The organism is Brevibacillus sp. IT-7CA2, assembly GCF_949767855.1.
Taxonomy (GTDB): domain Bacteria; phylum Bacillota; class Bacilli; order Brevibacillales; family Brevibacillaceae; genus Brevibacillus.
Window position 1 is genome coordinate 1 of record NZ_CATKQT010000010.1, and the last position, 13,870, is coordinate 13,870.

At 47.6% G+C, this 13,870-nt stretch carries 16 protein-coding genes and 1 pseudogene; 6 read left to right on the plus strand and 11 right to left on the minus strand.

The features are described 5' to 3' along the window. The 4 genes and pseudogenes from ACM6JA_RS06085 to ACM6JA_RS06100 all read right to left on the minus strand — a co-directional run. On the minus strand, nucleotides 1-942 hold a 942-nt coding region (locus ACM6JA_RS06085; protein ID WP_414851598.1), incomplete at its 3' end, for an RNA-guided endonuclease InsQ/TnpB family protein. Further along, entirely contained in the window at nucleotides 920-1,537 is a 618-nt protein-coding gene (locus ACM6JA_RS06090) for an IS607 family transposase (protein WP_414851599.1), read from the minus strand. The genes ACM6JA_RS06090 and ACM6JA_RS06085, both read right to left, overlap by 23 nt. 146 nt (nucleotides 1,538-1,683) lie before the next feature. Continuing rightward, a pseudogene (locus ACM6JA_RS06095) lies at nucleotides 1,684-2,045 on the minus strand (helix-turn-helix domain-containing protein); the annotation flags it as partial. A 240-nt stretch (nucleotides 2,046-2,285) separates the two neighbouring features. Beyond that, nucleotides 2,286-3,971 carry a methyl-accepting chemotaxis protein gene (locus tag ACM6JA_RS06100; protein ID WP_414851600.1) on the minus strand — a complete coding sequence of 562 codons (1,686 nt, stop codon included), beginning with the start codon at nucleotides 3,969-3,971 and terminating at the stop codon, nucleotides 2,286-2,288. 357 nt (nucleotides 3,972-4,328) lie between these two features. Between ACM6JA_RS06100 and ACM6JA_RS06105 the strand changes: the two genes are divergently transcribed. Beyond that, a complete protein-coding gene (locus ACM6JA_RS06105; RefSeq protein WP_414851601.1) occupies nucleotides 4,329-4,586 on the plus strand; it encodes a hypothetical protein in 258 nt (85 codons plus the stop codon). Nucleotides 4,587-4,793: 207 nt separating this feature from the next. Here the strand turns inward: ACM6JA_RS06105 and ACM6JA_RS06110 are convergent, their stop codons facing one another. From ACM6JA_RS06110 to ACM6JA_RS06130, 5 genes are all read right to left on the minus strand, one after another. Then, nucleotides 4,794-5,807 (minus strand): NAD-dependent epimerase/dehydratase family protein, encoded by a 1,014-nt coding sequence (locus ACM6JA_RS06110; RefSeq protein ID WP_414851602.1) that lies wholly within the window; start codon nucleotides 5,805-5,807, stop codon nucleotides 4,794-4,796. 16 nt (nucleotides 5,808-5,823) lie between these two features. Next, nucleotides 5,824-6,405: an ATP-dependent Clp endopeptidase proteolytic subunit ClpP gene (clpP, locus tag ACM6JA_RS06115; protein WP_007726172.1), complete on the minus strand. Its 582-nt coding sequence runs from the start codon at nucleotides 6,403-6,405 to the stop codon at nucleotides 5,824-5,826. A gap of 35 nt (nucleotides 6,406-6,440) precedes the next feature. Continuing rightward, the gene (locus tag ACM6JA_RS06120) at nucleotides 6,441-6,698 is read right to left on the minus strand and encodes a hypothetical protein (RefSeq protein WP_414851603.1); all 258 of its coding nucleotides are present in this window, start codon (nucleotides 6,696-6,698) and stop codon (nucleotides 6,441-6,443) included. Next, nucleotides 6,695-7,288 (minus strand): winged helix-turn-helix domain-containing protein, encoded by a 594-nt coding sequence (locus tag ACM6JA_RS06125; protein ID WP_007726169.1) that lies wholly within the window; start codon nucleotides 7,286-7,288, stop codon nucleotides 6,695-6,697. The genes ACM6JA_RS06120 and ACM6JA_RS06125 overlap by 4 nt, the downstream gene beginning before the upstream one ends. 151 nt (nucleotides 7,289-7,439) lie before the next feature. Then, complete coding sequence (locus ACM6JA_RS06130; protein ID WP_414851604.1) at nucleotides 7,440-8,198, minus strand: MBL fold metallo-hydrolase; 759 nt, start codon at nucleotides 8,196-8,198, stop codon at nucleotides 7,440-7,442. A gap of 118 nt (nucleotides 8,199-8,316) precedes the next feature. Between ACM6JA_RS06130 and ACM6JA_RS06135 the strand changes: the two genes are divergently transcribed. The 3 genes from ACM6JA_RS06135 (at nucleotide 8,317) to ACM6JA_RS06145 (ending at nucleotide 9,280) form a co-directional block, all read left to right on the plus strand. Beyond that, a complete protein-coding gene (locus ACM6JA_RS06135; RefSeq protein WP_414851605.1) occupies nucleotides 8,317-8,730 on the plus strand; it encodes an Lrp/AsnC family transcriptional regulator in 414 nt (137 codons plus the stop codon). Between the two features lie 98 nt (nucleotides 8,731-8,828). Continuing rightward, the gene (locus tag ACM6JA_RS06140) at nucleotides 8,829-9,119 is read left to right on the plus strand and encodes a hypothetical protein (RefSeq protein ID WP_414851606.1); all 291 of its coding nucleotides are present in this window, start codon (nucleotides 8,829-8,831) and stop codon (nucleotides 9,117-9,119) included. 26 nt (nucleotides 9,120-9,145) lie between these two features. Next, nucleotides 9,146-9,280 carry a hypothetical protein gene (locus ACM6JA_RS06145; RefSeq protein ID WP_007726154.1) on the plus strand — a complete coding sequence of 45 codons (135 nt, stop codon included), beginning with the start codon at nucleotides 9,146-9,148 and terminating at the stop codon, nucleotides 9,278-9,280. A 50-nt stretch (nucleotides 9,281-9,330) separates the two neighbouring features. Here the strand turns inward: ACM6JA_RS06145 and ACM6JA_RS06150 are convergent, their stop codons facing one another. Continuing rightward, complete coding sequence (locus ACM6JA_RS06150) at nucleotides 9,331-9,675, minus strand: cupin domain-containing protein (RefSeq protein ID WP_414851607.1); 345 nt, start codon at nucleotides 9,673-9,675, stop codon at nucleotides 9,331-9,333. Between the two features lie 231 nt (nucleotides 9,676-9,906). Between ACM6JA_RS06150 and ACM6JA_RS06155 the strand changes: the two genes are divergently transcribed. Then, the gene (locus ACM6JA_RS06155; protein WP_414851608.1) at nucleotides 9,907-11,070 is read left to right on the plus strand and encodes a cation:proton antiporter; all 1,164 of its coding nucleotides are present in this window, start codon (nucleotides 9,907-9,909) and stop codon (nucleotides 11,068-11,070) included. A 92-nt stretch (nucleotides 11,071-11,162) separates the two neighbouring features. Further along, a complete protein-coding gene (locus ACM6JA_RS06160) occupies nucleotides 11,163-12,296 on the plus strand; it encodes a glycerate kinase (RefSeq protein WP_414851609.1) in 1,134 nt (377 codons plus the stop codon). Between the two features lie 17 nt (nucleotides 12,297-12,313). Here ACM6JA_RS06160 and ACM6JA_RS06165 read toward each other — a convergent pair whose 3' ends face one another. Further along, nucleotides 12,314-13,864, minus strand: a complete 1,551-nt coding sequence (locus tag ACM6JA_RS06165) for a glycosyltransferase family 4 protein (RefSeq protein ID WP_414851610.1) — start codon at nucleotides 13,862-13,864, stop codon at nucleotides 12,314-12,316. Between the last annotated feature and the right edge of the window lie 6 nt (nucleotides 13,865-13,870).

Consider the following 13,870-nt stretch of genomic DNA (forward strand, 5'->3'; position numbering starts at 1 on the left):
ACCATATTTCTCGCACTTGTACTGTAACTGTCGCTTGAACTCGTAAAGTTTTTGCTGTGCGATAGCTTTTGATAGGTGGCGGTTCCTCATCATGCCTTTGATATTCAATGTCTCCATCACTACTGTGCTAGGCTTGGTTTTCACGATAGCGCTAGTAGCTTGGTGACTGTGATTGGTACGGATATTCGTTAATCTCCGATGAAGCAAACGAATGTGTTTCTCGACCTTTACAATGTTGCAAGTTTTGACGAAACGGCTTCCCTCCTTATTCATTTCGTATTTTCGAGAAACCTTACGTTGCAACCTACGCAAGCGTTTCTCTGCTTTCTTAATTACTTTAGTCTTGTTAATGTTCTTGAAAGTCATTCCGTTAGAGCATACCGCAAGGTCTTTTACGCCTACGTCAATTCCAAGGCTCTCGCCTGACAGCTCCGGCTGAATGAATTCTTGTTCAACACCCACAGATAAGTACCAATACTTCCCGTCAAAAGAGATTCGAGGCATCGTATAATTCACATCTGTTGGCAATTGTTCAGATGTCGTTACCCATCCGACCTTTTCAATGAGAACGTGATTCTGCTTAACTTTCAGCTTCACGTTGTCGTTGTAGAAAGACGGCATAGAGCGTCTTCTGCTCTTGAAGGTTGGCTTTTCCGCTAACTTCTTGAAGAATTTCTTGTAAGCATCGCAGGCGTCTTTGACCGCCTGCTTTGTGATGTTATTGGATACTTCATACAACCAAGAATATTCTTCCGATTGCTTTAGCTGCGTCAGTTCCTTACGTAGATCACCGTCTAGCAAGAACTTTCCACCGTTACGATAGTTTTCTTCTTGTTTTGCAAGCGTCCAGTTGTAAGCCCAACGAGCAGTACCGACAGATTTCCAAAGTTGTCGCTCTTGTTCAGGAGTTGGCTTGAGCCTAACTTTCTTCGCTAGAATCATTTTCTGCCAACTCCTTTATCATTTTCTTTGCTGTGTTTGCTCGCTTTCCTGGCAATCTACAACTAAACACCGTTACGATCTGGATAAGGTCTTCAACTAATTCCTGTTCTTCTGTTTTCTCGGAGTTGTCTATTATTTCAACAACAACGCTGAATCTATTGCATAGATTCTCAAAGAGTTCGAAGCCAAAGCTTAGTAACCTATCCTTGTCAAGAACAACAACGCGATCAACCTTACCTTGAATGATGAAATCCATGAGTTGAAGCAACCCACGTTTTTCATAATTAATACCACTGCCGATGTCTGTAATCACATCAAAAGAGTAACCTCTCGCAATCATGTAGGATTTTACTTTCTCCACTTGACGTTCTAAGTCATCTTTCTGCTTGTTACTTGATACTCGGCAGTAGCCAATTGTTATTCTTTCCTGCTCGACAGCAGGTCTTCGTAGATACTCATACAACTGTTCATCCGAGTAATAACGATACCCATTTTCTTTTACTAGAATTGGGGTTAGCTTTCCTGACTTATCCCATTCCCTTAACGTTTTAGGTGTTACACCGATCATCTTTGCAAACTTCCCTATAGCGTACATTTTTCATCACCGATTACATTGTACTATAGGTTTATTTTTGTACAAAGTTGTTTAATGTTATATATTTCCATTGATTACCTCCACCTTTTGACATGTAAGCCTTATCATAGCGCAACTAGAGGCGCTGTGATAGATTCATCTTCCACGATTACTGCTGAAACCAAATATTTTCCAGTCGGATTCCTTCGCACCGTGACGTTTAGAATCCGCCCTTCTACTTCTCGGGATTTTGCGAATCTCACCCAGCCAAGCTTTGACAGCTTGATTTGGTTACCGTCGATTCGGATGCTTGCATTCATATAAATCGGGTGAATGTATCTGCGAGGTTTTGGAGGGAGGATTGAAGGACGGTGCTCTCTAACCCTTTGCCCGTTTGTTTGTAGGTTTCGTTCCAGCGTACAAGAAATCGATTGAACACAAAGCGACTACACCCCAATGTTTTCGAGATGAGTACGGCTTGTTCTTGATTAGGGAAAATTCGAAAATGAAACGCTTTTTTACGGAGCATCGCGATTCACCTCCCCACAGGAAAAGTTTACCACAACAAGAACGTATGTTCCAAAAAAGATTCCCCCACTTTCGCCAAGCTAGCCCGGGGTGCCAATCAAAAAAGTGCTCCCTGCCCACATGATCGGAAGAATTAGCCGGATCACCGGATCTATTTTCAAGCTCGGGATTGTCTTCTCCATCAAAAACACCCCTCAGAATCTTTCTGTCGATTCTAAGGGGTGTTTCTTGTGACGAAGCTTTATACCTTGAAATGGCCTATCAGTTTTTCCAAATCATCCGCGAGGCTCGCAAGTGATGCAGCCGAGGCGTAGATTTCCTCCATCGAAGCAAGCTGTTCTTCTGAAGCAGACGAGACTTCCACCGAGTGAGAGACTGCCGATTGCGCGACAGTCGCGATCATCTGCATCGATTGTCCGACCTTGCCTGTACTTTCCGTAAGGGTATGTGCAGCAGTCGATACTTCTTGAATTTCATTCGTCACGCCCACAACAGCATCGCGAATTTGAGAGAACGCTTCTCCTGCTCTTGCGACGCCTCCCATTCCATCTGATACTTCTTGAGAACCTTTTTCCATCGTGAGGACTGCGTTGGTCGTCTCCATCTGGATCGACGCTACCAGTTGGGAGATTTCTTGTGCCGATGCAGATGCTTGCTCTGCCAGTTTTCGCACTTCATCCGCCACGACAGCAAAGCCTCTGCCATGTTCGCCAGCCCTCGCCGCTTCGATAGCGGCATTCAATGCCAATAGATTTGTCTGACCTGAAATTTGCGTAATGACTTCGACGATTTGACCGATTTGCTCGGAGCGTTTTCCCAAGCCACCTACCAGTGCAGTCAAATTCTCCATCGTTTCTCCAATCCCGTTCATCTGGGAAACCGACTGCTGGATGGTTCGATCCCCCTCTGTCGCCAGCTGTGAGGTACTGGCAGCCGCAGCAGACACGCTTTGCGCACGTGCCGCAATTTTTTTTATTCCTGCTGATATTTCTTCGACTTCCTGCTGACTCTCCTCTACGTTTTGGGATTGCCTGTCCGTTCCTTCCGTCATTTCCTGGACCGTGATGGCGATCTGTTCTGTAGCTTGGCTCGTTTGCTTCGAGCTCGCTGTCAGTTGTTCAGCTGCGGCTGCAACCTGCTGGGCATGCTCGCGAACCTGAGAAATCAACTCTCGTAAATTGGCTAGCATCCTGTTGAATGAGCCTGCCAACTGTCCAATCTCGTCTTTTGAAAAGACGGTCAACTCTTGCGTCAAATCTCCTTTTCCTTCTGCGATATCATGAAGCTGTTTGTTCACCCGATGCAGCGGTGCCACAATCGAGCGAATCAGAAGACCGCCAACGACAATCGCGACGAGAATTCCCACTGCATTAAAAAACAACTGGATTATGGCCGAAATTCCTTCGTTCTCCGCCAGCTCCTGTTGATCTACTTCGATTTCATTACGCACCTCTTCGACCAATCCACTCACAACCGAATCCAGTGCTATTCTCGATTGCCGCTCCTGGCCGAAATGATGAGCGATGGCTTCTTCATGTAACCCATTATCCTGTGCCTCTACCGCTTTATCACTCGACTCCAGAAAGGACTTGTACAGTCCCATTGCCTCCTCCATTTTTTCACGATGGTGAGAAGACTCTAGAGAGCTGTTCATTTTGGCAAACAGGCTGTCCACCTTTGCTGCCTTTCCCTTCAATTCCTTCCGAAATTCTTCATCGCCTGTTAATAAGTAGGCTCGTTCGTCATTATTTCGACCCGTCATCATAAACTGCATTTCACGCAGGTCCGTCAATAATTTTTCCTCTTCGATAATCTGGGTGTAGGATGCCTTCATTGCTAGCATTTGCAGGTGCATATACGTACCTGAACCGAACATGACAGCCAATATGACACCAAAAGCCAGGATGATTTTTGTTCTGATTTTCACAAGATGTGCCTCCCGTCATCTGATACTTTTGTTCATACCCGACTCCTCCTTCCTTCAAACACTTTGATGTGCAAACAAAAAACCGCCAGATTAAATTGCGGTAATTTACAATATGACCATTCTTGGACAAGCACTTCAATTACTGGGATAGGTGGTAACGTATCAGGTGGCGGTGGAGGTTTTAATATAACTTGGAACACGGGTGTGAAGTATTTAAATCCACTCACCTCTACAGGTGAATATTGGAAAGGGTAATGTTAAAATTTAGGTGTCCCCCTTTATGGTGGACACCTGTTTTCTTAGTGAAGTAGGAAAATTCAGTATTTATTATATAATTAAATGAAAGGGGCGGTAATAATGAAAAAGATACTAATCATGCTATCCTTGATTCTAGTGTTGACCTCTGGATGCAATAAGGATGCAGCCGATATCAGTGAAGATGAAATCCGAATGCTTGCATACACCTACTCAGAAAATGTATTTAATAACTACAGATACGTAGGATCTATTAGTGATTTTTTAGGTAATGCTAATGGAAAAGAAATCACATTGGAATCACTTCAAATGTATGTTAGTGGGTATAAACAAGGGAATAGCAGGATGAGACAGGTATAAATCTATACACATTAATTACGAAACCTGAGAAATTACTTGAAAAGCATACCGTTACGGATATCGATATCTTTTTTATGAATGTTAACAACGCTATGGAGCAATTGAACAACTACCTGGAACAAGTCGATAAAACTTAATCCTTAAAACACGTTCGTGTGCAGAAAAAAACGTCAGGCAAAATCCCTGACGGTTCAAACATTCGGTACGCTAAACTCCGAGCTTCGCAGCCACTTTATCCTCTATGCTGTAGTCAATTCCTTGCAAAACGTTCTCGGGAGGATGATCAATCTCCCATGCAATCGTACGTCGCATAGACTCCTCTGCGGTAGCTTGTTCCGTATACCCCAGCTCTCTCCTGATTTTTGCCGAATCCAGTTGAATATGCTGCTTCGTTTCGATTTGCAGGACATATTCGGTCGGCAACTCAACAGAAGGCGCTGTGATCACTTTGCCTTCCCAACCGTATGCCACGCCGATTCGTTCAATCCACTCTCGCATCGACAGGCATGACTCTTCTGCTACATGGTAAATCTGATTTTTTGCTCGATCGTCGGTAGCCACCAGACAAATGGCATGCGCGATGTCTTCTACGTAGCCACGTGCCCACCGCCAAGAAGCAAAGCCTTCTTCAAGCAAAATTAACGGACGCCCGTCACGCATCTGCTGAAGGTACGGATAGACGCGATGCTGGTAATCATGCGGGCCATACACCATCGGCAGGCGCAAAATCGTGCCTGGCATACTCTGCTGCCCCATTACGACTTGTTCCACGAGTACCTTGTCATAAAATTCGCGATCTGGTCTGGCCCCGCGAAACGGATAACGCTTCTCGCAAAGCGGAGACTGCTCCGTAAGTGGCTCAGTCGTAATCGGACCGGATTCGATCTTGTTTACTCGTCCGAAAGCCTGGTACACGTCACAGCTACTGATTGCTACGACACGGCCTGCTATATCCTGAAACGTTTCTATCAGCAGACGGGCTTCTGCTTCTGTGTACGGAAACAGATCAATGACGACATCGGGAGCAAAGGAGCGAAAAATCCCCCGGTATTCACCCAGGCGGGCACGATCTCCCGTAATAGAGACGACACCTTGTGGAAGAGAAGCAGCACCGGCGTTAAGCCCCCTATTAAATACAGCAACCTCATGACCTGATTCTGCCAAGCGCTTCACTGCATGTGGACCAATAAAACGCGTTCCCCCCAAAAATAGGATCTTCACCCCGGCACCCCCATCTCTATAATTTTTCGATCACTTTATCAATCAAACCGTATTCGAGCGCCTCTGCGGCGGTAAGGAAATAGTCGCGGTCTGCATCTTTTTCGATTTGCTCGACTGTCTTTCCCGTACGCTCCGCGATGATCGTATACAGCATGTTGCGATGTCGCATGATACGGTCTGCTGCGATCTTGATATCGCTCGCCTGTCCTTGACTGCCTCCCCATGGCTGATGGAGCATGACTTCTGCATTGGGCAGGGCGTACCGTTTGCCCGGCGCTCCTGCTACAAGAAGCATCGCTCCCATGGACGCTGCCATCCCTGTGCAGATCGTAGACACATCAGGCGCAATGAAACTCATCGTATCAATAATCGCCATCCCTGCGGTGACAGAGCCTCCGGGCGAATTGATATAAAGGTGAATGTCTTTTTTCGGGTCCTCTGCTGCCAAGAACAGCAACTGAGCTACGACTGCATTGGCTACCTGATCATCGATGGCACTTCCGAGAAAAATGATACGATCCTTCAACAACCGGGAGTAAATGTCATAGGACCTCTCTCCATAACTCGTTTGCTCGACTACTACCGGAATGAGATTCATGAAAAACCCTCCTTCGCTTGTTTACGCTCGACTTTTTACGCGGCCATTCGCATGCTGGTTGCTTGCGGCACCGCCACTGATTTTTTGTTAAATCCAGATGAAACCTGCGTCACCACTGCCGGATTACTCGCCGGGCCCACTGACCATGTCTGAACAGCTGCTTCTCTTTCGACCGCAACTCCATTTCCGTTTCGGGCAGGCATGGCAATAACCTGATCGGTTTGTGGCTGGACTCGGCTTTCCCAAACGATTACGGGTTTGGACTTGTTTGACTCCACAGCGTGTGCCTTCATGCCTCGTCTCCTCCTTGTTTTGGATAAACCGCAAGAACGACCTGATACGTCTCTTGTCCTTTTTCTTTTGGCTGATACTTCGCCACAAGCTGATTCACCAGTTGGACGTATTCCTCTACAAAAGCACTGCGCTGTTCCGCACTGGCAAGCTGAATACTCGCATTCAGTGAGGCACTCGGAACCTCCACCTCTTGATCGGAGCGCTCCAGCAAGAGCATGGCATCCCGCTTGATTCGTTCTGCTGTCTGGACGAGATGAGACAACGATCCTTGATCCTTCATTTGCTGAACAGTATCGTTGCCCCAGTTCAGTCCTTCCGAGAGCACATACGTCCGCGCAATTGCCAAATAAAGCACCTCGACGAGATTGCGCACCTGTCGACTCCCTACCCGCCTGACCAATCCGACCTTTTCCAAGGCCTTCAAGTGATAATTGACACGCTGCGGGATTTCATTGATACCACGTGCGACTTCTGCTGCTGAAGCAGGCTCTGCCAAACGGCTCAATATCTCGGCACGGAGCGGGTTCAATAGTGCCATCGCCTGTTCCGGCTTCTCGACTACATATGTTTCCAGTTGTTCGTGCGCCACAACAACACCTCATGACATTAATCATTTACGTAAAAATAGTTTATTACGTTCGTTTTTGTTTGTCAAATGATGGATAAGCCTTTTTTTCGACAACGTCAAAAAGCCCCGCTATGACCCGCGGAGCTTTGTTTTTCATTACTATTCGGTTCACTCATGAAAAAGAGATGATTTCGCCATCCTTCGGAACATGCACGCGACCGGACAACTGTACTTCCTCCAAACATTCATTCAATTCCAGGCGGCTGAGCAAGCAATGGTTCCATGTCTCCATATGAGCTACGAGGATACGGCTGTCGGGCGCGGCATTTGCGACATGGACGATATCCTCCTTCGTCATCGTGATTGGGTCTCCCGTCAAGAACCGGGCCGCACCTGCGAAAACGACGATCGCATCTGGACGATACTCAACGATAGCCTGCTCCATTTCCTCACACCAAATCGTATCCCCCGCCACATACAACGTCCGCTCACCAGCTTGCTTCAAGACAAAGCCAGATACGGGCCCCATCTGCTGTCCGATTTCCCCTGTTCCGTGCTGACCACCTGTCCGATGCAGGTGAACCCCTTGCCATGTATACTCCGCTTCGATGGCAATGACTTGTTCGAAGCCATGCTGCGCCAGCTTATCCAGATCCGGTGGCTGGCAAAATACAGGCAAATGCTTCGGGAGAAGGCGTATGGCCGCTTCATCGAGATGATCGAAATGGGTATGCGTCACCAAGAGAGCGTCCACGCCAGCGAGTACCTCCTCCACGGATATGGGCAATTCTACTCCTGGATTCGGGCGCTGATTCGGCGTATTTGGTACTGCTGGCATTTCGCCCTTGGAGCTAAACATCGGATCAACCAAAAACGTCATCCCTGCATATTCCACACGCAAGGTAGCATGTCGTACAAGCTGAATCTGCATGTCATTTCTTCCTTTCCTCGTTATCGTTATAATGGATGTACATTTATTGTATAAGGTCCTGAACGGTTGCCGCGAAACGATTGCTGGCTACCGACTTTCGCCGTGAAAGGAGATACATATGCTAGACCAAATTGATCTCTCCATCCTTGCCTTGCTACGCAAAAACAGCCGATTGCAGTGGAAGGACATTGGCGAACAGGTCCATCTAAGCGGTCAAGCCGTCGGAAACCGCATTAGACGAATGGAGGAGCAAGGCATTATTCAAGGCTATACAATGCTCATTGATGAAGCCAAAATCGCCCCAGTCCTCACTGCTCTGGTTACCATGTTCATGACCACTACTGATCATTCTCTCTTCACTCGTTTTATCAAAAGTCGCAGCGAAATCGTCGAGGCGCACCGCATCAGCGGAGAAGGCTGCTATACCATGGTCGTACATGTTCCAGATCAAGAGGCTCTCAATCATTTTTTAGATGCCCTGCTTCCTTTTGGGAACTACCGTGTCAACCTATCGATTAACAAATTGAAATAATTGGAGGTTTGGCAATGTATCCGTTCTCATGATTTTTCGGGGTTGCACGATATTGTGAACAAAAGTAGAATGATGAATACGAAGGGAGGAGAGTCGCCATGGAAGATATGCTATTGCTGCTGTTTTCGCTGGAGGATTTCTTCGCCTTGGTCGCGCTTTTTGTAGGATGCTTCACTTCTGCTTTTTGTCTCAGACAGTGTTGCCTGCAAAACCGGGCTCTACATCAGAACGTCACAGATACGTACCGACCTTCCATTAACACGTTGTTGGTTGAAACTTATCCTATGGCGGCAAGGCAACCGCAGCGCCTTCGCTTATTCAGGCGCATACAGCATACAGACGGCGAAATGGATACATATGGTTCCTTTGTTTTGGATCGCGTAGCGTAACGAATATCCAAAAGGAGGTTGATCATATGATCGCCAAATATATCGGAGAAGCTTTGTTGTTTGTTGTGGGTCTGCCTATTTTCGCTTATCAAACATTCGAAGGAATGCACGCATTGGCAGATATCTTCGCGCAAATGTCCGATTTCACCAATTTCAAATAAGCTTGACGCATATAAAAGCCTGACCGCTTCTTGTGACGGTCAGGCTTTCTTTAATCTGCTAGGATGCGGTCTCCTCTTGTTGTCGGCTGTGAGATCACAAGAAACTCCACATCCTCTGCTCCCTCGTTTTTCATCTGGTGTTTGACTCCTGGAGGCACTTCTACCCCTTCCTGCCTGCCCAACACATGACGAACGCCATCCACTTCCAGCATAGCCTGTCCTGATAGCACGAAGAAAAACTGACGCGACCGCTCGTGATAATGGCGCACTTCTGCGGTATTCCCGGGCATCCGCTCATGAATGACGCTGAGCTCTTGGCCTTTGACCAGATGCCAGCCATCGCATTGATCGCCCCAATGATAATGCTCTGCATTCTCTTTGCTGATTTTCGCCATGCCTGCTCCTCCTCCGGTTTTTTGCTCTATCTTCACACGCTGAGGAGCATTTGTCACCAAGTGTTTACTTTTTCTGCCCCATATGTTAAAATATTTGTGTATTGTAAGTGAATATTTGATTCGTTACTGGAGGAGCCTGTCATCATAGGGTTCTTTTTGTCTTTTTTTAGCCGACAAAAAGAAAGCTGTGATCGCGGGCTCTTTTTTATTTCGTAAAAAGGGGGAAACCACATGCTTATTTTTCAGCTGGCTGTCATTTTGATCGCCTCCAAAATCGCTGGTGACATCAGCGTGCGGCTGGGACAGCCATCCGTTTTGGGGAAACTGCTCATCGGTATCGTTTTAGGTCCTACCGTTCTCGGGCTGGTCACAGACACAGAAATCCTCAAGGAAATTAGCCAAATCGGGGTTATCCTGCTCATGTTTATCGCGGGCTTGGAGACCGATATTGATGAGTTCAAACGCACCGCCAAGTCTTCAACCAGCGTAGGGGTCGCTGGGATTGTCATGCCCCTTGCACTCGGTTATGGTGCCGGGATTGCGATTGGTCTCTCCAACATCGAATCGATCTTCCTGGGCCTGTTGCTCTCTGCTACCAGTGTGAGTATTTCCGTACAAACGTTGAAGGAATTGGGCAAGCTAAAATCAAGAGAAGGCGCAACGATCATGGGAGCCGCTGTTATTGATGACGTTTTGGTCATCTTGGCGCTCGCTTTCTTGATGAGCTTTGCTGGCGGCGACGTAAATCTCGGCATGGTGGTATTGAAAAAGGTCGCGTTTTTTGCCATCGTCATCGTTCTTTCCTGGAAGGTTGTCCCGTGGATTTTGAAAAAATTCGCTCCGTTGCAGGTTACAGAATCGGTTATTTCCGCAGCGCTCATCATCTGTTTCCTGTTCGCTTACTTTGCTGAATATACAGGGGTAGCCGCCATCATCGGTTCTTACATCGCCGGTGTTGCCATCAGCTTGACCAATTACAAACAAGAAGTAACACACAAGGTCGAAACCATCAGCTACGCGGTTTTCGTGCCAGTCTTCTTCACCTCGATCGGAGTAACGGCACAGTTCTCTGGCATCTTGGAAAACCTCGGACTGATTGTGCTCCTGAGCGTCATCGCGGTTGTTTCCAAGCTCATCGGTGGTGCTTTTGGTGCAAAAATCACAGGCTTCCCGTGGAAAAACTCGATGGCCATTGGTGCAGCGATGGTATCCCGTGGGGAAGTGGCACTCATTATCGCCGCGATTGGTCTGGAGAACAATTTGCTCACACAAGACATGTTTGCCATCCTGATTGTCGTCGTACTCTTAACCACCATTGTCACTCCACCAATGATGAAATGGTTCTTCTCGAAAACGGCACAGCCAGAAGAAATGGCATTGAAAAAGAACGCCTAATACAACCAAGACTGTTTCTCGCCATAGACGCGGGGGACAGTCTTTTTTATTATGGAAAAAATACCCTCTTTCCTGATAGGAGGAACACCGTCATGAAAATTGTAATCGCTCCGGACTCCTTTAAAGGTAGCCTGACTGCCAAACAAGTAGGCGAAGCCATTCGCTCAGGGATTCGACGCGCACTCCCGCAAAGTGAGCTCATCCTGAAACCGATGGCTGACGGCGGCGAAGGTACCATGCAATGCCTGGTCGATGCCACAGATGGCAGAATACTGACCACCACGGTAAAAAACCCGCTCGGACAGGACATTTCTGCTGAATTCGGCATTTTGGGTGACGGCGTAACCTGTGTGATCGAAATGGCTGCTGCCTCTGGTCTTTACTTGATTTCTACCGCAGATCGCAACCCGCTTGTCACGACGACCTATGGCTTTGGTCAATTGATTACGGCCGGACTGGATCAAGGCTGCCGCAAGTTTATTCTGGGACTGGGTGGCAGCGCTACGAATGACGGAGGCGCTGGCATGCTCCAAGCTCTCGGATATGTGCTTCTCGATCAAGACGATCAGCCACTCTCTTTTGGAGGTGGTGAATTATCACGACTGAGCCGTATTGATACGATTCAGGTTGATAAGCGGCTGGCTGACTGTCACTTCGTCATCGCGTGTGATGTCACCAATCCTTTTGTTGGACCCAATGGCGCTTCTCACGTTTTCGGCCCGCAAAAAGGAGCCACACCGGAAATGGTGCTGCAATTGGATGATCATTTGCGCCATTTCGCTGACTTGATCGAAAAGACCCGCGGCATCACCATTCACGATTTGCCTGGGACAGGTGCTGCGGGTGGTGTCGCTGGTGCCCTTCTCGCTTTTTTAAATGGTCAGTTGCGTTCCGGAATTGAGATTGTGATCGAGACGACCGGACTCGCGGAAACCATGGACAAAGCCAATCTTGTGATCACAGGTGAGGGACAAGTCGACTTCCAGACGGCCCAAGGAAAGACGCCATGTGGAGTTGCTCAAGTCGCACAACGATACGGCATTCCCGTCATCGTCCTCGCTGGTTCCATTGGAAATGGCATCGACGCCCTTTATGAAAAAGGCGTTTCTGCCGTTGTCAGCATCACCAACAAACCGATGACGCTGGATCAATCGATGCGTGAAGCTGCCTCGCTCTTGGAGCAGACAGCCGAACAGGTTATGCGGATTTATAGCCTGAAATCCTGATCGGCCACTTCCTTGTGTTAACCGTATATGAGTGCATCGACAAGCCTTTGATAGCCGATATCAGAAAAGAAATCGAAAGTGGCTTCGGCGGAGTCATCACTCCCATCGGACTCGTAATCATTTTCGGTACATAGATCAGCAAAATTTTGAAAAACCCCGGTACTGGTGATGCTTTGGGTGTCTTCATCAAAGCAACTCCAATCGTGGACGATAACAGATGGTTGCAGGATGGCATCACAGCATGGATTGCTTCTCCCCTCATTATCTCCACCATCGTCATGCTCCTCTTGTATTCGCTCGGGCTGGACGCCAAGCTCGGTACCGTGCCATTCGTGCAAATCTTGACGTTCATGGCAATCGGCAGCGGTGCAATGGTCTCCACCACCGCTTATCGTGCCCAAACTTTGATCACACTCATGGACGGTATTTCGGGGATCGTTCTGGTCTCCATTTTGGAACTCATCCTTTTGTAAAGCTTTTTCAGATTCATAAATGTGGTTGAGTCTATCAGCTGTTGCACGCCAACTAAATTTCTCCAAGGCAATTTGACGAGCTTCTTGCTTCATTTTCAAATACAGTGGCCTATTCATGATCAGCGAACAGATCGCTTCCGCGAATGCTTGCGGGTTTCTATATTGGTTGATCAGCAATCCAGTGCGGCCATGCTCAATGATTTCTTTTATGCCCCCGTTTTTCGAGGCTACGACTGGCAATCCGGAGGACATCGCTTCGACGTTAACAAGGCCGAACGATTCATGTTTTTGCGAAGGACAAATAAACAGATCGGCTTTTCTAAAAACGCGGTGGATACTACGATGGGGGACCGTACCTAGAAATTCGGCATGTACGCCAAATTTACGAGAGAGTGACTGCAATTGCCTTGCATATTTGCTTGTTGGTGATCCTCCTGCAATCATTACTTTGACAGGTTGGGCTATCTGCCTTTTCACAAGCTTAGCTGCTTGAAGCAATACGGGAATGCCTTTACGTGGAATAAGCCTGCCCGCGAACAATAAGGTGAAGGCACGGGGATGAGAGGTTTTTTGAATAGGGGAAAAGCGAGATGTATCGACGCCAAGCCATGCAACCCGGATTTTTCTCGACATGCTAGGAAAACGAGCAGAAAGCCGACTTTCAAGCGATGAACTGTTGGTGATAATCAAGTCCGCTTTTCGTAATCCGGCCAAGGTCTCTGCCCGGCTGGTATGGGGAGAATTGACAAAAGTCAGCGAGTGAAGATACAAAGACACGGTCGCTTTCGGAAACATCAATTTAATCTGCCTAACGAACTCCGGTCGATTATCGATTTGCAAAACGTCAAATCGGCGTTTTATTAGGATTTTTTTCACATGGGTCAAATATTTCGCAGGACTGCCGGTAGGAACGCGATAAATGTGCACCCCATCTATAAAAGAATACTTCGGATAACGAGGATGCGCTCTGCTGATAATCGAGACCGAATGCCATTTACTCAATTCCTTGGCAATCGCCAGAATCGTAATCTCGACGGACCCCCCAAGAATGGGGGGGACGGGGATTTGCTCGGGGGCGATGATGACGATTTTCATACCGAA